The sequence below is a fragment of the Aurantiacibacter sp. MUD61 genome, assembly GCF_027912455.1.
In the GTDB taxonomy this organism is placed as follows: domain Bacteria; phylum Pseudomonadota; class Alphaproteobacteria; order Sphingomonadales; family Sphingomonadaceae; genus Alteraurantiacibacter.
On record NZ_CP115446.1, the window covers coordinates 1454599 to 1474497 of the forward strand.

At 62.4% G+C, this 19899-nt stretch carries 16 protein-coding genes; 8 read left to right on the top strand and 8 right to left on the bottom strand.

Translation table 11 applies throughout. From position 1 onward, the window contains the following. Positions 1 to 55: 55 nt before the first annotated feature. The 3 genes from O2N64_RS07020 to O2N64_RS07030 are packed head-to-tail and all read right to left on the bottom strand — an operon-like array spanning position 56 to position 3152. Positions 56 to 1054 carry an NADPH:quinone oxidoreductase family protein gene (locus O2N64_RS07020; RefSeq protein WP_271079563.1) on the bottom strand — a complete coding sequence of 333 codons (999 nt, stop codon included), beginning with the start codon at positions 1052 to 1054 and terminating at the stop codon, positions 56 to 58. Positions 1055 to 1074: 20 nt separating this feature from the next. Continuing rightward, positions 1075 to 1881, bottom strand: coding sequence for a tyrosine-protein phosphatase (locus tag O2N64_RS07025; RefSeq protein WP_271079564.1), 807 nt, complete (start codon positions 1879 to 1881; stop codon positions 1075 to 1077). Beyond that, positions 1878 to 3152: a TetR/AcrR family transcriptional regulator gene (locus O2N64_RS07030; RefSeq protein WP_271079565.1), complete on the bottom strand. Its 1275-nt coding sequence runs from the start codon at positions 3150 to 3152 to the stop codon at positions 1878 to 1880. The genes O2N64_RS07025 and O2N64_RS07030 overlap by 4 nt, the downstream gene beginning before the upstream one ends. Positions 3153 to 3268: 116 nt before the next feature. Between O2N64_RS07030 and O2N64_RS07035 the strand changes: the two genes are divergently transcribed. The 7 genes from O2N64_RS07035 (at position 3269) to O2N64_RS07065 (ending at position 12020) form a co-directional block, all read left to right on the top strand. Then, positions 3269 to 4312 carry a phosphotransferase family protein gene (locus O2N64_RS07035; RefSeq protein WP_271079566.1) on the top strand — a complete coding sequence of 348 codons (1044 nt, stop codon included), beginning with the start codon at positions 3269 to 3271 and terminating at the stop codon, positions 4310 to 4312. A 27-nt stretch (positions 4313 to 4339) separates the two neighbouring features. Continuing rightward, complete coding sequence (locus O2N64_RS07040; protein ID WP_271079567.1) at positions 4340 to 5116, top strand: SDR family NAD(P)-dependent oxidoreductase; 777 nt, start codon at positions 4340 to 4342, stop codon at positions 5114 to 5116. Next, entirely contained in the window at positions 5116 to 5916 is an 801-nt protein-coding gene (locus O2N64_RS07045; protein WP_271079568.1) for an SDR family NAD(P)-dependent oxidoreductase, read from the top strand. Before O2N64_RS07040 ends, O2N64_RS07045 begins: the two co-directional genes overlap by 1 nt. A gap of 244 nt (positions 5917 to 6160) precedes the next feature. After that, complete coding sequence (locus tag O2N64_RS07050) at positions 6161 to 8197, top strand: 3-hydroxyacyl-CoA dehydrogenase NAD-binding domain-containing protein (RefSeq protein WP_271079569.1); 2037 nt, start codon at positions 6161 to 6163, stop codon at positions 8195 to 8197. Then, positions 8190 to 9374, top strand: a complete 1185-nt coding sequence (locus tag O2N64_RS07055) for an acyl-CoA dehydrogenase family protein (protein WP_271079570.1) — start codon at positions 8190 to 8192, stop codon at positions 9372 to 9374. The genes O2N64_RS07050 and O2N64_RS07055 overlap by 8 nt, the downstream gene beginning before the upstream one ends. Position 9375: 1 nt before the next feature. After that, entirely contained in the window at positions 9376 to 10512 is a 1137-nt protein-coding gene (locus tag O2N64_RS07060) for an acyl-CoA dehydrogenase family protein (RefSeq protein ID WP_271079571.1), read from the top strand. 8 nt (positions 10513 to 10520) lie between these two features. Further along, positions 10521 to 12020: a class I adenylate-forming enzyme family protein gene (locus O2N64_RS07065; protein WP_271079572.1), complete on the top strand. Its 1500-nt coding sequence runs from the start codon at positions 10521 to 10523 to the stop codon at positions 12018 to 12020. On the opposite strand, the gene O2N64_RS07070 is transcribed toward O2N64_RS07065, so the two are convergent. From O2N64_RS07070 to O2N64_RS07085, 4 genes are read right to left on the bottom strand one after another with little or no spacing between them, the layout of a single operon-like run. Next, positions 12017 to 13090, bottom strand: coding sequence for an acyl-CoA dehydrogenase family protein (locus O2N64_RS07070; RefSeq protein WP_271079573.1), 1074 nt, complete (start codon positions 13088 to 13090; stop codon positions 12017 to 12019). The genes O2N64_RS07065 and O2N64_RS07070 overlap by 4 nt on opposite strands. A gap of 3 nt (positions 13091 to 13093) precedes the next feature. Next, a complete protein-coding gene (locus tag O2N64_RS07075) occupies positions 13094 to 14290 on the bottom strand; it encodes an acyl-CoA dehydrogenase family protein (RefSeq protein ID WP_271079574.1) in 1197 nt (398 codons plus the stop codon). Positions 14291 to 14315: 25 nt separating this feature from the next. After that, a complete protein-coding gene (locus O2N64_RS07080; RefSeq protein WP_271079575.1) occupies positions 14316 to 15524 on the bottom strand; it encodes a thiolase family protein in 1209 nt (402 codons plus the stop codon). Further along, entirely contained in the window at positions 15521 to 16831 is a 1311-nt protein-coding gene (locus O2N64_RS07085; protein ID WP_271079576.1) for an acyl-CoA dehydrogenase family protein, read from the bottom strand. The genes O2N64_RS07080 and O2N64_RS07085 overlap by 4 nt, the downstream gene beginning before the upstream one ends. 222 nt (positions 16832 to 17053) lie before the next feature. Between O2N64_RS07085 and O2N64_RS07090 the strand changes: the two genes are divergently transcribed. After that, positions 17054 to 18085, top strand: a complete 1032-nt coding sequence (locus tag O2N64_RS07090) for a Zn-dependent alcohol dehydrogenase (protein WP_333781580.1) — start codon at positions 17054 to 17056, stop codon at positions 18083 to 18085. Positions 18086 to 18097: 12 nt separating this feature from the next. Here the strand turns inward: O2N64_RS07090 and O2N64_RS07095 are convergent, their stop codons facing one another. Next, positions 18098 to 19843, bottom strand: a complete 1746-nt coding sequence (locus O2N64_RS07095; protein ID WP_271079578.1) for a class I adenylate-forming enzyme family protein — start codon at positions 19841 to 19843, stop codon at positions 18098 to 18100. Between the last annotated feature and the right edge of the window lie 56 nt (positions 19844 to 19899).

Sequence of the window (19899 nt, forward strand, 5' to 3'; positions counted from 1 at the left end):
ACCGGGAATGGTATTATTCGCATGTTTACGGCGGAGAGCCGAATGCAAAGTATGCTTATTCCATGGTGACGACCACTTTGCCCACCGCCTTGCGGTCTGCCAGGCGCTGGATCGCGTCACCGCCTTCATTCAGCGGATAGGTGCAGTCGATGCGCGGGGTGATTGTGCCATCCTGCCACCAGCTGATCAGCTGATCGACATGCTCGGCATTGCGCTTCGGGTCCCGCATCACGAAACCGCCCCAGAACACGCCGCGCACATCGCAGCTTTTCAGAAGTGTCAGGTTGAGCGGCAACTTGGGAATGCCCGCCGGGAAGCCCACAACAAGATAGCGGCCCTCCCACGCGATACTGCGCAATGCCGGCTCGCAATAATCACCGCCAACCGGATCGTAGATCACATCCGCACCATTGGGCCCGACCGCTTCCTTGAAAGCGGCGGACAGCGCCTTGCTCTCATCCTTTTCGAAGGGCGCGCGGCCATAGATCATCGTCGCATCGGCGCCCGCTTTCCTGGCTGCTTCAGCCTTCTCCTGGCTCGAAACGGCGGCGACCACGCGTGCGCCCATCGCCTTGCCGATTTCGACAGCGGCCAGCCCCACGCCGCCCGCCGCGCCGAGCACCAGCAGCGTCTGTCCCTCAGCCAGTTCGCCGCGATCTTTCAGCGCATGCAAGGTGGTCGCATAGGTCATCAGCAGCGCCGATCCTTCGACCGGGTCCGCCCCGTCCGGCAGGCGAAAAGCGCGCATCGCATCAACCGCAATGTGTTCGACAAGGCCGCCAAAACCCGTCACCGCGATCAGCCGGTCGCCGACCGACCAGCCTTCCACGCCTTCACCCACTGCGGTCACTTCGCCGGCGATCTCCGCGCCAGGCGCAAAGGGGCGGGGCGGGCGCATCTGGTATTTGTCCTCGATAATCAGGACGTCCGGATAATTGATCGAGCACGCCAGCACGCGCACGCCCAGCTGACCCTTGCCGGGGGAAGGCGCGTCGACTTCGGTCAGCTCGAGCGTTTCGGGGCCGCCGGGCGCGTTGGAATAGAGGGCTTTCATGCTTTCGGTCTCCGCTAAATTCAGGCTGGTTCGACAAGCAGTTGCGCAAGGCGCTCACGCATCTCCCGATCGACACCGATGGAATCGTAATATTGGTCAAGCGAGCCGTATTCGCTGGCGATGCCCGCAAAGGCGCTTTCAAGAAATTCGGGATTGGCTGAGCGCATCACTGCAATCGCTTCCGCCGGGAAAGCCTTGCGCATGGCGGATTGCGCCTTCGCTCCGCCATCGCGCCCGATGAATAGCGAGCGCGCCATGTCATCTTCGCTGGCGGCAATCCGGTCCGTCAGCGCGTAATCGTCAAGCACCGTTTCGCGCGGCACTCCGACCGATGAAAGGACCAGCGCAGCAGCCATGCCGGTGCGATCCTTGCCCGCCGAACAATGCATGACGCAGGGCACTGCGCCCTTGGCGATTTCGGACAGGATGCCTCCGAATGCGTGGCCGAGCGTGCGCGGCAGTTCGGCGTAAAAATCGAGCATCAACTGGCGCGCGCCATCGGCGTTTTGCGGGTATTCCAGGGCCATATCGACCAGTCGCCGCTTATGGCCGGGAGGCCACGTGTGGAAAGCAAGATGCTCCGCGTTCCAGGCGGTGGGATCGGCTTCGCGTTCACGCGGCGCGCGCAGGTCGAAGATGGCGCGAATGCGGGTTTCCTCAAGCGCCCGGATATCGTCTGCGCTGAGCATGGAGAGGCGATTGGACCGGAACAGCACGCCGGTTTTTATCCGCCCGCCATCATGCGTGTGATAGCCGCCGAAATCGCGGAAATTGCCTGCTCCTTCCAAGGGAAGGATACGCGCACGGTCGGCGTCGCTTAAACTCATGCGTCTTGCAGGATTGCGGCGGGATCGGCGAACATGCCGCGCGTCAGGCAGGATGCATAAAGGCGGATCGCCGTCGCGCGATCCATGTCGCTTGCCCATTTGCGCAAATCATAGGCGGAATTGAGCATGGCCGCGATGGTCTGGCTGGCAATATTGGGATCGACAAGGCGGATGGAGCCTTCCTGCGCGCCTTCGATCAGCGTGTTGCCATATCGCAAAGCTGTGCGATCGGACCGGTCCAGCACTTCCTCCCGCACGTCGAAAGGCAGGGCCTGAAGCGCGGATGTGCGGGTAAGCGGGAATTCGCCGGTGAACTGCAAATCCATCAGATAGGCCATCGTCGCTTCGAGATGCTCCCACTGATTGTTGCCTGCCTCCGCCGCAGCGCGCTGCACGCTGGAAATCCGGCGGAAGGACCGACGGAAACACTCCAGTATCAAATCATCCTTGCCTTCAAGGTGATGATAGAAACTGCCCTTGGTGACTTCCAGCTCATCGACGATGCGCAGGACGGAGGCCCCGCGATAACCGCTTTCATTGATCAGCCGTGTGGCCACGCCGAGGAAATTGGGCGCGCCGCGCGCTTCATCGTCGATCGGTTCGCCATCGGCATCGGCGGGCAATTCTATGGGAGACCATCCTGTGCCCTCCGGCGCGAGACCGCGTTCGAAAAGATCGCAGAGCTGCCGATGCACTCGCTCGAACTCGTCGATCGGATAGCGGCTCAGCCAGACCGGCAGCCAGAAGATCGTCTCCAGCAACAGGTGCGCGCGCGCCGACATCAATGGCTTGGCGCTCTCAGGGAAATCGCCCCATAGCGCGCGGGTGGCGCGGAACAGCTCGACATAGCGTTGCAGCAATGGATCGCGGATCGCATCGTCCAGCGTGCGCACTTCCGACAATGTGGCGATCGGCACGCCTGTGCCGCGCACGACATCGGCGCGCAGGGCAAAGTGCAGCTCCAGCACCTTGCGGACGCGGGCCTGCGGCGTGGGTTCGCTGCTGGCCTGCTCGACGATATCGTGAAGCCGCTCCATCGCGCGCTCGAAAACCGCCGCTGCCAGCACGTCCTTGCGGGGGAAGTAATAGGTAACGCTAGTGGTGCTGAGCTCCACCGCTTTGGACACCGCCTGCAGCGTCGTCGCCTTGGCGCCATGTTCGTTAATCAGCGCCGTTGCCGCATCGAGCAGCGCATCCCGTTTCCGCTCGTAGCGGGCGCGGCGACCGGGGGTGGTCACATCATCGCTGGAAGGCATCGCCTGATCGTTCATTCCGCTTCCATGCCGCAAAGATGCGCGCTCGCCAAGTGTCAGTTAGCCGGATTTCTGGTTGAACCGCGACAAGATTCGAACGTATGGTATCCAAAACCAGCCTGGGAGCATGGATAATGAATGACGGCGACAGCGATCGCTTTGCCGACCTTGATGGGGAGCGACTCGGGACGTGGCTGGGGGCAAATGTGGACGCTGCTGTCCCTTTGCGGTCCGTCACGAAATTTGCTGGCGGGCAATCCAATCCGACTTATCGGGTGGAGCTGGGCGACAAATCCTACGTCCTGCGGCGAAAGCCCTTCGGAAAAATCCTCCCCTCCGCCCATGCGGTGGAGCGCGAGTATCGGCTGATCCATGCCCTGCATCCGCTCGGCATGCCGGTCGCGAAACCCTATGCGCTGTGCGAAGATGAGTATGTCATCGGCGCGCCATTCTACATCATGGATATGGTGGAGGGCCGGGTGTTCTGGGACGGCGCTTTGCCCGAGGTTTCGAAGGAAGAGCGCGCGCCGATATACCGCTCGATGGTGGATGCGCTGGCGCAGCTGCATTCGGTCGATCCGCAGGAGGCGGGGCTCGGCGATTACGGCGCGCCGGGCAATTATTTCGAGCGGCAGGTCGGCCGCTGGACCAAGCAATATCGCGCCGCGCAGACCGACGAATTGCCCGCCGTTGAGCGCTTGATCGAGTTTCTGCCCGGCACCGTGCCTGAGCAGGAGCGGACCAGCATCATCCACGGCGATTACCGCATCGACAATATGATCTATGCGCCCGATGGGCCGCAGGTTCGCGCCATTCTCGATTGGGAGCTGTCGACGCTCGGCGATCCGCTGGCGGATTTCACCTATCTCGCGATGAACTGGGCACTGCCGCGCACGGGGCGCAACGCGCAGCTTGGCGGGCTCGACCTGGACGATCTCGGCATACCCTCACTGGAAGAAGTGACCCAGCAATATTGCGAGGCCACGGGGCGCACGTCGGTGCCCGATATGAACTGGTATTTCGCCTACAACCTCTTCCGCCTCGTCGGCATTCTGCAGGGCATCAAGAAGCGCATCATCGACGGCAATGCCTCGAGCAAGGATGCCCAGAAGAAAGCCGCCATGGTCGAACCATTGGCCGATGCTGCGCTGAATTTTGCCCGCAAGGCGGGTGCCTGATTTTCGCTAATTCCCAAGGAGTTATACATGTCCCTATTCGATTGCACCGGCAAGGTCGCCGTCATCACCGGATCCTCGCGCGGGATCGGCCGCGCCATTGCCGAGGAGCTGGCTGAGCATGGCGCGAAAGTCGTCATCTCCAGCCGCAAGCAGGATGCCTGCGAAGAGGTGGCGAGCGCGATCAACGCCAAGCACGGCGAGGGCACGGCGGTCGCCATCGCGGCCAGCATTTCGGAGAAGGAAGCGCTCGAGAATCTCGTGGCGCAAACGCATGAACAGCTCGGCCCGATCGACATCCTCGTCTGCAATGCGGCGAGCAATCCCTATTACGGATCGATGGACGGCATCACCGATGAACAGTTCCGCAAGATCCTCGACAACAATGTGCTCTCCAACCACTGGCTGGTGCAGCTTGCCCTGCCCGACATGCGGGCGAGCGGGGGCGGCGCGATCATCGTCGTCTCCTCCATCGGCGGGCTTCGCGGCTCCGCGATGATCGGGGCCTATAACATTTCGAAAGCGGCGGATTTCCAGCTGGTGCGCAACTATGCAGTGGAAGTCGGCAAGGACAATATCCGCATCAACGCCATCGCCCCCGGCGTGGTGAAAACCGACTTCGCTCGCGCCTTGTGGGAAGACCAGAAGATGCACGATGCCACCGCCCGCGCCACGCCGATGAAGCGGCTGGGTGAACCACGCGATATCGCCGGGGCGGCAGTCTATCTCGCCAGCGATGCAGGCGCGTGGATGACGGGGCAGATGATGGTGATCGATGGCGGCGTAACCATCGGCGCGGGGATCTGATGGGCCAGCTATCGGGCAAGATTGCCTGCATCACCGGTGCTGCTTCCGGGATCGGCCGGGCGAGTGCTCTGCTGTTCGCATCCGAAGGAGCGAAAGTGGTCGCTTTCGATCGCTCCTCCGATGTCTCGAGCACGGTGGAAGCGATCAAGGATGCAGGCGGGCAGGCGCTCGGCATGAGCGGCGATGCAGCGAGCGAGGATGACATCGCGGCGCTGGTGGCGCAGGCGCGGGAGGCGTTTGGCGGGCTGCATATCTTCTTCGCCAACGCCGGGATCACCGGAACCGCGCGCGGAGGGTATTTCGACAGCAATGCGGCGAACTGGATGGAAGTCCTGCGCGTCAATCTCGTCGGCCCGTTCTGCGCGGTGAAGCACGCTGCGCCGGCTATCGAAGCTTCGGGCGGCGGCGCGATCGTCTGCACCGCTTCAGTCGCCGGATTGCGTTCGGGCGCAGGTCCAGCGCCGTATTCGGCCAGCAAGGCAGGGGTGATCAATCTGGTGCAGACAGCCGCGCAGCAGCTTGCAGGGACAGGCGTGCGCATCAACGGCATCTGCCCCGGCCTGATCGAAACCGGCATGACCGCGCCGCTCTACGAAAATGCCCGTGCCAAGGGCGTCGAAGACCAGATCGGTCTATTGAACCCGCTCGGCCGCGGCGGGGAGCCGGAGGAGATCGCCAGGGTCGCCCTCTTCCTCGCTTCGGATGCGGCAAGCTACCTTCACGGCCAGTCGATCCCGGTCGATGGCGGCCTGTCGACCACCCACCCCGTGACCCGACCTCCCGGGCTCCAAAAAGGCTGAGTTCGCGATAGCACCGGGCAGGTGCAGCAAGGGGCAGGGAAAGGACAGCAAGGGACAAGGCCGTGCCAGCGCCGGCCTGATCTGCACGTTCCTGGGATCGGCCGTGCTTCCGATCCGATGCCTGCCTTTGCGACACCTCAATGCACCTTGTCTGAAAACACGGTATGTAATAGGTCCGTCTCAGAAACGGAGTCGTGCCATCGATTGACGGTGGCGGGACGCACACGATTGAATGGGAGCCAGCATGTCCAAAGTCACCACCAGCCGCGATGGCGAAGTCCTTGTCGTCACGCTCGACAATCCGCCGGTCAACGCCTTCAGCACCGAAGTGCGCAACGCCATGGCTGCTGCCGTCGAGGAAGCTGCCGGTGATGATAGCGTAAAGGCTGTCGTGATCCGGGCGGAGGGCCGCATGTTTTCAGGCGGTGCGGACATTACCGAATTCGGTAAGCCGCTCGTTCATCCCAGCCTGCCCGAACTGATCGACAGCATCGAAGATCTCGCCAAACCGGTGGTCATCGCGCTGAACGGCACGGCGCTGGGCGGCGGATGCGAAATTGCGCTTGGCTGCAATTACCGGATCGCCGTGCCGCAGGCCAAGATCGGCCTGCCCGAAGTCAAGATTGGCATCCTTCCGGGCGCCGGCGGCACGCAGCGCCTGCCACGCGTCGTCGGTGTGGAAGAGGCGCTCCCAATTATTGTGACCGGCAATCCCATTTCCGCGAAAAAGGCGGAGGAAATCGGCCTGGTCGACAAGATCGTCGCACCCGAAAACCTGCGCGAAGAAGCCATCGCCTTCGCTCGCGAAATGGCTGGGCGTGACAGCCACCCCGTCTCCAGCCAGCGCACCGACAAGATCGACAGCCACGATCCGGGTGTGTTCGATGCATTCCGCGCGAAGCACGGTCGCCGCCTGAAGGGTCTCGAAGCGCCGCAGAAATGTATCGAGGCGGTGAAGCTTTCTACCGAGCTGCCCTATGAAGAAGGCATCGCCAAGGAGCGTGAATTCTTCATGGAACTGGTGATGGGCGACCAGTCGAAGGCGCTGCGCCACGTCTTTTTTGCCGAACGTCAGGCGGGCAAGATCGACGGTCTTCCCAAGGATGTGCAGCCCCTCCCGATCAGGAAGGTCGGCATCATCGGGGCAGGCACGATGGGCGGCGGCATCGCGATGAATTTCCTTTCCGCCGGATATGATGTGACCATCGTGGAGCGGGAGCAGGATGCCCTCGACCGCGGTGTGGGCATCATCCGCAAAAATTACGACGCCACCGCGCGCAAGGGCCGAATGACACCGGAGCAGGTGGAGAAGGCCATGGGCCACCTCACCACTTCGCTCGATTACCAGGATTTCGCCGATTGCGACCTCGTGATCGAGGCCGTTTTCGAACTGATGGAGATCAAGAAGGACGTGTTCGGTAAGCTGGATAAAATCTGCAAGCCCGATGCTATCATGGCGTCCAACACCAGCTATCTCGATGTGAATGAAATTGCCGCCTGCACCAGCCGTCCCGAGCAGGTGCTGGGCCTGCACTTCTTCTCGCCCGCCAATATCATGCGGCTGCTGGAAGTCGTGCGCGGTGACAAGACCAGCCCGCAGGTGATGGCAACGGCGATGGACCTCGCCAAGAAGATCGGCAAGGTCGCGGTCGTTTCCGGCGTATGCCACGGCTTCATCGGCAACCGCATGCTCGCCAAGCGGCAGGAACAGGCCAATGCGCTGCTGATGGAAGGCGCGCTTCCGGCTCAAGTCGACAAGGTGCTGACCGATTTCGGCTTTCCGATGGGGCCGTTCCAGATGGCCGACCTTGCCGGCCTCGACATCGGCTGGGACCCGGACAAGACCGCCAGCCGCGATGTGCGCGAAGTGCTGTGCGAGCGCGGCCGTCGCGGCCAGAAAACCGGCAAGGGTTTTTACGATTACGACGAGAACCGCCAGCGCACGCCTTCGGATGAAGTCAATCAGGTGATCGCCGACTTCGCTGCCAAGAGCGGCAAGGAGCAGCGTGATATCTCGGACGAAGAAATCCGCGAGCGCCTGCTCTACCCGATGGTCAATGAGGGCGCGCTGATCCTGGAGGAGGGCATCGCCCAGCGCGCGAGCGACATCGATACGGTCTGGGTCAACGGCTACGGCTGGCCGCCCTACACCGGCGGGCCGATGTTCTGGGCTGATACGACCGGTCTCGATACTGTGCTGGCGGGGCTGGAGAAACACGGCATGGAGCCGAGCCAGCTGCTGCGCGACAAGGCCGGCAAGGGCGAACGCTTCAATGGCTGAAGATCTCGACACCTTCCGCGCCGAGACGCGGCGCTGGCTTGAGGCGAATTGCCCGCCCGAAATGCGCACGCCAATGACATCCGAAAAGGACGTGTGCTGGGGCGGGCGCAATTTCACCTTTCAGAGCGAAGCGCAGAAGCAATGGCTGAAAGTCATGGGCGAGCGCGGTTGGACCGTGCCCGACTGGCCGAAGGAATATGGCGGGGGCGGATTGTCGCCTGCCGAAACCAAGGTGCTGCGGCAGGAAATGGCTGCGCTCGGCTGCCGAAAGCCGCTCGAAAGCTTTGGAATTTCGATGCTCGGTCCGGCGCTGCTGAAATACGGCACCGAAGAGCAGAAGCACGAACATCTGCCCAAGATCGCCCGCGGTGAAATCCGTTGGTGCCAAGGATATAGCGAGCCCAATGCAGGCTCCGACCTCGCCAGTCTCGCCACCAGTGCGGAGGACAAGGGCGATCACTTCCTCGTCAACGGGCAGAAAGTGTGGACCAGCTATGCCGATCAGGCCGACTGGATTTTCTGCCTGACGCGGACCGATACGTCGACCAAGCAGGGAGGCATCACCTTCCTGCTGTTCGACATGGAATCGGAAGGCGTCTCGACCAAGCCGATCCTGCTGATCAGCGGCAACTCGCCATTCTGCGAGACCTTTTTCGACGATGTGAAAGTGCCCAAGGATCAGGTACTCGGCGAGATCAACCAGGGCTGGAGCGTCGCCAAATACCTGCTCGGCCATGAGCGGGAGATGATCTCCGGCATGGGTGGTCGCTCGCAAGGACCGTCGCTCTCCGACTATGCGCTGGGTAAGATCGGGAAGGACGAACACGGGCGCCTCGACGATCCCGTCCTGCGCGCCCGCATCGCCATGTATGAAGTCCGCAGCCACGCCTTTGCTGCCATGAGCGAACGGTTCATGGACCGGTTGAAGGCAGGCAAAATCCATCCCGCTCAGCCGAGTATGATGAAATATTATGGCACCGAGCTGAACAAGGATCGGCACGAGCTGTTCATGGCGGCTGGCGGCAGCGATGCGCTGGAATGGGACAGCGAAGGCTCAGGCGGAGGGAAGGCGGCGCGCGCTTGGCTGCGCACCAAGGCCAATTCCATCGAAGGCGGGACAAGCGAAATCCAGCTCAACATCGTTGCCAAGCGCATCCTCGAATTGCCGGAGGCCTGACATGCCGCTGTTCCTAGACGACGACCAGGAGACGCTCGCCGACACCGTCCGCCCCTTCATGGCGGAAAAGGCGCCTGTCTCGCATTTGCGGAAACTACGCGATGCGGACGATCCGGCGGGCTTCAGCCGTGAGCTGTGGCGCGAATTCGGCGAAATGGGCTTCACCGGCGTGCTGGTGGACGAGGCCGATGGCGGGCTCGGCATGGGTCATGTCGAAGCGGGCATCGTGCTCGAAGAGATCGGACGCAATCTGACACCTTCGCCCTTCATCGGCACCGCCATCGGCGCGGTCGAAGCACTGCGCGGAGCCGACGCGGCTTTGAAGCAGCAATACCTTCCAGGCATCGTCTCGGGCGAGACCGTCGCCGCGCTCGCATTGGACGAAGCGGCGCGCCATCGCCCGCAGCGCATCGCGTGCAAGGCAGAGAGGCATGGCAATGGCTTCCGCCTGTCAGGCGCCAAGCAATTCGTGCCGTTCGGGCATGAGGCCGATATGTTGCTGGTCTCTGCGCGCACATCCGGCAGTGAGAGCGACGACGACGGCGTGACGCTGTTTGCAGTGCCCCGCTCGCATGCAGGTGTGACCGTGAATGCCGAGCGGTTGGCGGACAGCAGCTTCGCCGCGCGCGTGGAATTCGATGGCGTGGAGATCGATGGCAGTACGGTCATCGGTGAGGTCGATGACGGCCGATCCGTGCTGACCCGCGTGCTCAACGCCGTGCGCGCCGGCGTATCGTCAGAAATGGTCGGCGTGGCAGAAGGCGCGAGCGCGATGACGCTCGACTATCTCAAGCAGCGCAAGCAGTTCGGCAAGACCATCGGGAGCTATCAGGCGCTGCAGCACCGCGCCGCGCATCTCTACTCCGAAATGGAAGTCGCTCGCGCCGCAGTGCTGAAAGCGCAGCAATCGCTCGATAGCGGAAGCGAGGATGCTGACCGCGACGTTTCCGTTGCCAAGGCGATGGCCGGCATGGCAAGCTCACTCGCCGTGCGAGAGGCGGTGCAGATGCATGGCGGCATCGGCATGACCGACGAATACGATGTCGGCTTCTTCATGAAGCGCCAGCGCGTGCTGGCAGAGCTATACGGCGATGCCGATTTCCATGCGAACCGGCTTGCGGTGCTCGAAGGGTATTGAAGCGGGGCGTGCCGGACAACTTCGCAGATTTCGGCACCGTGCTGGCCCGCCATGCCGCGGAAATACCGGACGCGCCATGCATCATGGATGCGGAGCGCTCGCTTAACTGGGTGGAATTCGGCGCGCTGATAGATCGCATCGGCGCAGGTCTGCAGCGAGACGGCGTCACCCGAGGCGAGGCGGTTGCCATTCTGGGGCGCAACAGCATTCCCTATGCCGCCGCCTTTTGCGCCGCGGTCGCGATCGGCGCGGTCGCCGCTCCGCTGACATCCTCGGCCACCCCGGCAGCTCTTGCAGCGATGGTGTCCGATTGCGGCGCGCGGATTCTGTTCGCAGACGATGAGGCGATTGCCGAGCTTGGCGATGTTTCGCTGGGCAAAGTCAAACTCGTGCCGTTCTCGCAGCTCGAAGACTGGCTCGGCCCGGACAGCAGCGCGCCGACACCTGTAACGATAGCGCCGGGCGACGCCTTCAACCTTATCTATTCTTCCGGCACCACTGGCACGCCCAAGGGTATCGTCCAGGACCACGCCATGCGCGCCGCGCATATCGAGCGCGCGTCTGCCTTCGGTTACGACCGGACCGCGACGACTCTGATTTCGACGCCGCTCTATTCCAACACGACGCTGGTCGCATTCCTGCCCGCTCTCGCAGGCGGCGGGCGCGTGGTGCTGATGCCCAAATTCGATGCGGGCGAATTCTGCCGCCTGTCCGAAAGTGAGCGCGTGACCCACGCCGCGCTGGTCCCGGTGCAATATGATCGGCTGATGGCCTATCCCGGCTTCGACGATCACGACCTGTCCACCTACCGCGTGAAGACCAGCACCTCCGCGCCCTTCTCAGTCGAACGCAAGGCCGAAGTGCTTTCGCGCTGGCCCGGCAAGCTTGTTGAAATCTACGGCATGACCGAAGGCGGAGGCACCTGCCTGCTCTTCGCCGACGAATTCCCCGACAAGCTGCACACCGTCGGCCAACCCGCGGAAGGCCACGACATCCGCCTCATCGATGCCGACGGAAACGAAGTCGAACGCGGCGAAATAGGCGAAGTCGTCGGCCATTCGGGCGGAATGATGCGCGGCTATCACAACCGGCCCGAAGCGACGCGCGATGCCGAATGGTACAGTGAAGACGGTCGCCGCTTCATCCGGCACGGCGATCTGGGGCGTTTCGACGCGGACGGGTTCCTCGAACTGGTGGGCCGCGCGAAGGATGTGATCATTTCGGGCGGGTTCAATATCTACCCGTCCGACCTTGAAGCCGAGCTCATCGCCGAGCCCGAAATCGCCGAAGCCTCCGTGGTCGGCATACCGTCAGAACAATGGGGCGAAACGCCGGTCGCATTCGTGGTGCTGCACAATAGTGCCGACCTCGAGGCCGTGCTGGCGCGCGTGAACGAGCGCCTCGGCAAAACCCAGCGTATCAGCGATATCGTCGCCGTGGACGAGCTACCGCGCAGCAGCATCGGCAAGGTCCTCAAGCGAGTCCTTGCCGATACTTACCCAGCTTAGGCGGCGCGCATCAGTTCAATATAGCGTTGCAGGTGCTCGTCCTCGTCGCCGAGGATGTGACCGAGCATCACCATGCGCTTGGCATAATGCGAGAGCGGCAACTCCCACGTCATGCCGATGCCGCCATGGATCTGGATGGCTTCCTCCGCCGCCAGTGAGCCGACGCGGGCGCATGTATATTTGCCCGCTGCGCAATATTGGTCCCGCTCCGGCTTGTCGAAATACGCCGCCGTGTTGATCGCGGCAGAACGCGCCTGTTCGATTTCCAGCGCGAGCGTCGCCATGCGGTGCTGCAGGGCCTGGAATTTGCCGATGGGAACGCCGAACTGCTTGCGCGTGCGCATGTATTCCAGCGTCTGGTCTTTCAGCTGGTCCATGATGGCGACGCTTTCCCAGGTCAGGCCGACAATGCCCGCCGCCACAGTTTCCGCAATCGCCGCGCCGTCCACACCGGACAGTTCTTTGGCCGAAGCGCCGGACAGGCGAAGCTCGCCGCCCGAACCGCCATCGACCATCTTGTAGTCCACCTTCTCGACGCCGCCTGCTGAAGCGTCGACGAAATACGCCTTGTCTCCCGCCGTCACGACGATCAAATCCGCTGCGCCGAGGTACTCGACCACGCCCTTCGCGCCGTCGAGCGTTGAGGTATCGCCCGATCCCGATGCTGTGGCATCGGAGGTCTTTCCGGTCTCCGCATCGTAAGCCGGCTCATGTGCGAACGTGACCAGCTTCTCGCCCGAGATCACGCCTTCCAGCACCTCGTGCTCGCCAGCTGCCGCGAGCAAGCGCCCGGCCATCAGCGTGCCAAGGAAGGGGCCCGTCGCAATCGCGCGCCCGACTTCACCGAAGACGGTGCCGATATCGAATGCGCTGCCGCCAAAGCCGCCCGCATCTTCGCTAAAAAGCGCGCCCAGCACGCCGAGCTCGGCCATCTGGTTCCAGACATCGCGATCGAAGCCGTCATCGGTCTCGATAGTTTTGAGCCGCTTTTCCCAGCCGAATTCCTTCGCGAGGAAACGCGACATCGTGTCCGCCAGCATCTGCCGGTCGTCGCCGATTGAAAAATCCATGACTCAGAGCTCCAGAATAGCCTTGGTGATGATCTCGCGCTGCACTTCATTGGAGCCGCCGAAGATCGAGAGTTTGCGGTGGTTGAAATAGTCGGATGAGACCGGGCCGACCCATTCCGGCCCGATGGGCGCGCCGTTGTATCCTTCGTCGAGGCTCTCGCTGACGAAGGGCTGGGCGTAGCGCCCTGCCGCGCGGCGCATCAGGCTGCCGATTTCCTGCCGGATTTCGGTGCCGCGGATTTTCAGCATGGAACTTTCCGCCACGGGCGCGCCTCCCTTGCCCGCCGAATCGAGCACGCGAAGGTTCGTGGTCTTCATGTTTTCGAGATCGATTTCCAGCTTCGCCAGACGCTGCGCGAACAGCGGCTCATGGATCAGCTTGGTGCCGTTCTTCTCGGTCGTGCGCGCGATTTCCTTCAATTGCTCGAGAGCGGCCATCGAAGCGCCGATCCCGGCGATATTGGTGCGCTCATAGGTCAGCAGGTACTTGGCGTAGGTCCAGCCCTTGTTCTCTTCGCCGACAAGGTTTTCGACCGGCACTTTCACATCGGTGAAGAATACCTCGTTCACTTCCTCATCGCCATCGAGCAGCTTGATCGGCCGGACTTCGATGCCCGGGCTGTCCATGTCGATCAGCAGGAAGGAAATGCCCTCCTGCTTCTTGCCGGTATTGTCCGTCCGCACGAGGCAGAAGATCCAGTCGGCATGCTGGCCCAGCGTGGTCCACGTCTTCTGGCCATTGACGATGTAGTGATCGCCTTCGCGCACTGCGCTGGTCTTGAGACTGGCAAGGTCGGACCCTGCACCCGGCTCCGAATAGCCCTGGCACCACCAGTCGGTGCCATCGAGAATGCGCGGAAGATAGTGCTCGCACTGCTCTTCGGTGCCGTATTTGATCAGCACGGGGGCGAGCATCGAAAGGCCGAAAGGTACGATGCGCGGGGCATGCGTGGTGGCGGTCTCGGTCTCGAAGATGAACTTCTGCATCACCGTCCAGTCGGTGCCGCCGTATTTTTCCGGCCAGTGCGGCGCGAGCCAGCCTTGTTCGTTGAGGATGGCGTGCCATTCCTCCATGTCGGCCTTGGTCAGCCGCTTGCCGGTGCGCACCTTGTCGGACAGCCGCTTGGGCAGCTTTTCCTTCAGGAACGCGCGGACTTCCTCGCGGAAGGCTTCTTCTTCGGGAGTATATTCGAGGTTCATTGTTTCTCTCGCTTACGCAAAAAAATTAGGCAGAAATTTCGAACAGGCCGGCAGCGCCCATGCCGCCGGCGACGCACATGGAGACGACGGCATAGCGTTCGCCGCGGCGGCGTGCTTCCAGCAGTACACTGCCGACGAGGCGCGATCCGGTCATGGCGAAGGGGTGGCCGATGGCGATGGCGCCGCCGTTCACGTTGAGCTTTTCGGGATCGATGCCGAGATGGTCGCGGCAATACAGCGCCTGGCTGGCAAAGGCTTCGTTGATTTCCCACAGGCCGATGTCGCCGACCGACAGGCCTGCGCGGTCGAGCAGTTTGGGAATGGCGAAGACGGGGCCGATCCCCATTTCGTCAGGCGCGCAGCCTGCTGCAGCAAAGCCACGGAACACGCCGAGCACGTCGCGCCCTTCAGCCTCCGCGGTCGCGCGGTCCATCAGCACCTGTGCCGCCGCGCCGTCCGAAAGCTGGCTCGCATTTCCTGCGGTGATGTGCCGGCCTTCCTTGACCTTCGCGCCGTCCTTGAAAACCGGGTTGAGGCCCGCGAGAGCTTCATAGGTCGTCCCGGGGCGGATGCCTTCGTCGGCTTCGAGCGTCACCGTTTCGCGGCCTGTCTCGCTGCCGTCCTTGGCGCGGATCACCTTTTCGGTTTCCAGCGGCACGATTTCATCGGCGAGCCGACCGGCCTCGGTCGCGGCAGCAGCGCGTTGCTGGCTTGTCGCGGCGAAGTGGTCCTGCGCTTCACGCGAGACGTTGTAGCGGTCGGCCACGATCTCGGCGGTCTCGATCATCGCCATATAAGCGTCGGGCTCGTGCTCGAGCACATTGGGTGACTTCCAGTTCTCGCCCACGATGCCGGGCACCATGGTGAGCGAGATGGATTCGCCGCCGCCCGCTACCAGCACATCGGCGTCGCCCGCCATGATGCTGCGCGCGGCAAGTGCCACGGTGGTGAGGCCGGATGCACACTTGCGATCGAGCGTCATCGCCGGAACGCTTTGCGGCAATTTGCTGCCGAACACGCTCATGCGGCCGAGATTATAGAATTGCGGGCCATACTGGTTGCCGCAGCCCCAATAGAGATCCTGCACGCGTTCCGGATCCACACCGGCGCGGTCCAGCGCGGCGTCGATCACATGCGCGTTCAGCACATCGGGCATGGTGGCGTTGAAAGCACCGCGATGCGCCTTTCCGATGGGCGTGCGGGCGGTGGAAACGATGGCGGCTTCACGTGTCATGCGTTTGCTCCTGCGCCTGAAGGCGTGTTGCTGCGCGGTTCGCCCGGCTTCGCTTTCAGGTCGGTGTATTTGGAAAATTCATTGCGAGCGATGGCGCGGTTGTGGACCTCGTCCGGCCCGTCGGCAAAGCGCAAGGTGCGGATGCTGGCCCAGGTCGCGGCAAGCTCGTGATCCGAACTCACACCGCCGCCGCCATGCGCCTGGATGGCATCATCGAGGATGCTGAGCGCCATGTTGGGCGCCTGCACCTTGATCATCGCGATCTCGTTCTTCGCGGCCTTGTTGCCTGCGCGGTCCATCATATCGGCGGCCTTCAGGCACAGGAGGCGGCTCATCTCGATATCGATGCGGGCGCGCGCCACGCGCTCTTCCCACACGCTCTGCTGGTAGATGAACTTGCCGAAAGCGACGCGGCTGGTGAGGCGGCGACACATGGCCTCCAGCGCTTCTTCCGCCACGCCGATCGTGCGCATGCAGTGATGGATGCGCCCCGGGCCAAGGCGGCCCTGCGCGATTTCGAAACCGCGCCCTTCGCCCAGCAGGATGGCATCCGCCGGCAGGCGCACATTGTCGAGGCTGATCTCCGCGTGGCCGTGCGGGGCGTGGTCGTAGCCATAGACGCTGAGCATACGCTCGATCGTCACGCCTTCAGTATCCATCGGTAGCAGGATCATCGACTGGCTGCCGTGGCGCGAGCCATCGGGGTCGGACTTGCCCATGACGATGGCCACCTTGCAGCGCGGATCGCCTGCGCCGCTGGACCACCATTTGCGGCCGTTCAGCACCCACTCGTTGCCGTCCTTGATGATGCTGGCCTGGATATTGGTCGCATCGGAAGAGGCGACATCGGGCTCTGTCATCAGGAAAGCGCTGCGGATTTCGCCGTTCATCAGCGGGGTCAGCCAGCGATCCTTCTGCTCTCGCGTACCGTAACGATAGAGCACTTCCATATTGCCGGTGTCGGGAGCGGAGCAATTGAACACTTCGCTGGCCCAGTAAACGCGGCCCATTTCCTCGGCGCAAAGAGCATACTCAAGATTCGAAAGCTGTTCTCCATCGAACTCGAACGAGTCGTCTACATGCTCCTGTCCGGAATGCGGCGGCATGAACAGGTTCCACAGTCCCGATTCGCGCGCAACGGGCTTCAATTCCTCGATCACGGGGTTGGGCTGCCAGCGGTCACCGGCATCGTCCGCCGCCTTCGCTGCCGCCTTGTAATCGCCTGCGCGGGGGCGAATTTTCTCGTCGATGAAGCTCTTCACCCGGTCGCGCATCGCGCGTTGCCGATCGCTCAGGTCGAAATCCACTTTTAGCCTCTCCTGCCTTTCGGCACCGTCTGTTCGAATTGCGCCAAGACTGCACGTAAATGCGCCGCTTGTCTACATACGCATTTTTCGGAAAATGCAAATTGGTGCTTGGCAAAGGGTGCATTTTTCGCGACCTTGCGTGCACAATTCAAATCCTTGCGGAGAGTAAGTGTGAAAGCAGCAGTCTTGCGCAAAGTCGGCGCCCCCCTTCAGATCGAAGACGTGGCCATTTCCAAGCCCGGTCCCCATGAAGTCCTGATCCGCGCTGCGGCGACAGGCGTGTGCCATTCGGACCTGCACTTTGTTGAAGGCCACTATCCCACGCCCATGCCCACCGTGCTCGGCCACGAATGCGCCGGTGTGGTGGAACAGGTCGGCAGCGAAGTGCGCACGGTAAAGCCCGGCGATCACGTGGTGACCTGCATCTCCGCCTTCTGCGGACATTGCGAATTCTGCGTCGGCGGGCATTTGTCGCTGTGCAACGAACCCGATGTCAGCCGCGCGAAGGATGAGGAGCCCCGGCTCGGCAGCAGCGATGTGCCCATGTCGCAATTCCTCAATCTGTCGGCCTTTGCCGAACAATTGCTGGTGCATGAGAATGCCTGCGTGAAGATCCGTGAGGACATGCCGCTGGACCGGGCCGCTTTGCTCGGCTGCGCCACGATCACGGCCTATGGCTCGGTCGTGCGCACCGCAGAGGTCCGTCCCGGGCAAAGTGTCGCCGTTATCGGTTGTGGCGGGGTGGGCCTCGCCACTATCAATGCCGCGCAGATTGCCGGGGCGGGGCGCATCATCGCCATCGACATGGTCGCCGGAAAAGAGCAGCTAGCCCGCGCCTTCGGAGCGACCGATTTTATCGACGCGTCGGAAGGCGATGTCTGGAAGAAGGTGCTTGGCCTGACCAATGGCGGGGTCGATCACGCCTTCGAAGCCATCGGCCGCGCGGACACCGCATCCGACGCTTTCCGCATGCTGCGCCGCCGCGGCATTGCCACGGTGATCGGCATGATTCCGGTCGGCCAGAAAGTGCAGATCAACGGTTACGAGCTATTGCAGGAAAAGCAGCTGCGCGGATCGATGATGGGATCGAACCAGTTCCCCGTCGACATCCCGCGCCTGGTCGATTTCTACATGGCCGGAAAGCTGAAGCTGGATGAGTTGATCTCCCGCCGCATCGCGCTGGGTGATGTGAACGAGGCGTTCGAGGAAATGAAGACCGGGCAGATCGCCCGGTCTGTCATCACCTTCGATTAGGACCGCTGGCGGTCAGAACAGCGCTGGCAAGTCTTTCTTCAGGATCTTGCCATTGGCGTTGCGCGGCAAAGTCTCTTCGGTGAAGAGGATCCGGACCGGTACTTTGAAATGGGCGAGGCGGGCAGCAACCCATTGCTGCAACTCTTCCTCGCTCGCGCTTTCGCCATGGGCCAGGTGCACCACGGCTGCCGGTTCCTCTCCCAATTGCTTGTGCGGCAGGCCGACGACGGCAGCGTCGGTCACGGCAGGATGTTCGTAGAGGACGTTTTCGACTTCGGAGGAATAGATGTTCTCGCCGCCGCGGATGACCATGTCCTTCGCCCGGTCGACGATGTAGCAAAAGCCTTCATCGTCCAGCTTCGCCAGATCGCCTGTGCGCACCCAGCCGCCGACGAAAGTCTCTGCCGTCGCATCGGGCCTGTTCCAGTAACCCTTCGCGACCATCGGGCCATAGGCATAGAGTTCGCCCACTTCGCCCGTAGGCAATTCCGCGCTGCCATCCGCGGACATGATCTTCAGATCGGCCACCGCGACAGGCGGGCCGCAACTGTCCGGGCGGTTGAGATAATCCTCTGCCGCGTGGCCGGTGACCGTGGCCATGGTTTCGGTCATGCCCCAGCCATTGCTGGGTGCAGCGCCAAATTTGTCGGCAATCTGGCGCACCAGTTCCGGTGCAGCAGGCGCGCCGCCATAGCCGATCATTTCAAGGCTGCTGAGATCGTAGTTCTTGCGCGCGGGATTTTCGATCAATTGCCACGCGATCGTGGGGACCCCGCCGGTCAGGTTGATCTTCTCGCGTTCGATCAGGCGGAAGGCTTCTTCCGTATCCCAGTGATGCATGAAGACGGTCGTGTGGCCGCTGAAAATATATCCGACCATGGCCGCCGAACAGGCGGTGACGTGGAACAGGGGAATGACCAGCAACACGGTTTTCGGCACCGGCTCGGGCGGCATTTCACCGCGCCGAAGCGGGGCGCAGGCGAGGTTGTATTTGCTGCTCAAGACATTGGTGCAGATATTGCGGTGGGTACCCAGCGATCCCTTCGGTTTTCCGGTCGTGCCGCTGGTGTAGAAGATTGTCGCTTCATCGTCGGGTGCGATTTCGACCGGGGGCAATTCTCTCTCTGGCAATTTAGACCAGCTGTCAGGCGCTCCGATGATATCTTCAAGCCGCTCTCCGCCACTCGCCCTATCGTCGCAGCGCGAGACGATACACGTCTGCAAATGATCCAGCTTCTCGCAGGCAGGGGCGATGCGTTCCCAGCGCTCTCCATCGCAGATGACCGCTTTGCTGCCTGAGTCCTCAAGCGCGAAGGACAATTCCTCCGCAGTCCACCACGCGTTGAGCGGGACGCAGATTGCTCCGATCGATGTGATGGCGAAGAACGCCACCGGCCATTCGGGCAAATTGCGCATGGCCAGCGCGACGCGGTCTCCCTTGGCGATACCGCTCTCATGCAGATGGTTGGCAAGCGCCGCTACTGCGCGAAAGAAATCGGCGAACGATGCGCGCTCGCCTTCATAGACGGCATAGGTCGCATCGCCATGGGTGCGGGCGAGCTCTGCAATGGCGCGCAGCGATGGCGGGGCATTCTTCCACGCACGGACAGAGCGGCCATCGATCTGGACGGTTACCATTTCGAAGGGCTGTCCGGGTGCCGTCAGCAATTCGAGCACTTTCGCGCGGCTCATCGCGGGCCATCCGGCAGGCGGTGTCCAGCCCGCTTCGCTTGCGGAAGTCGTGGCAGAATCAGTCATTGGCATTCTCTCTCCTCGCTCCCCAGGCTAACCGAAACGCACTTAGCTGTGCAAGC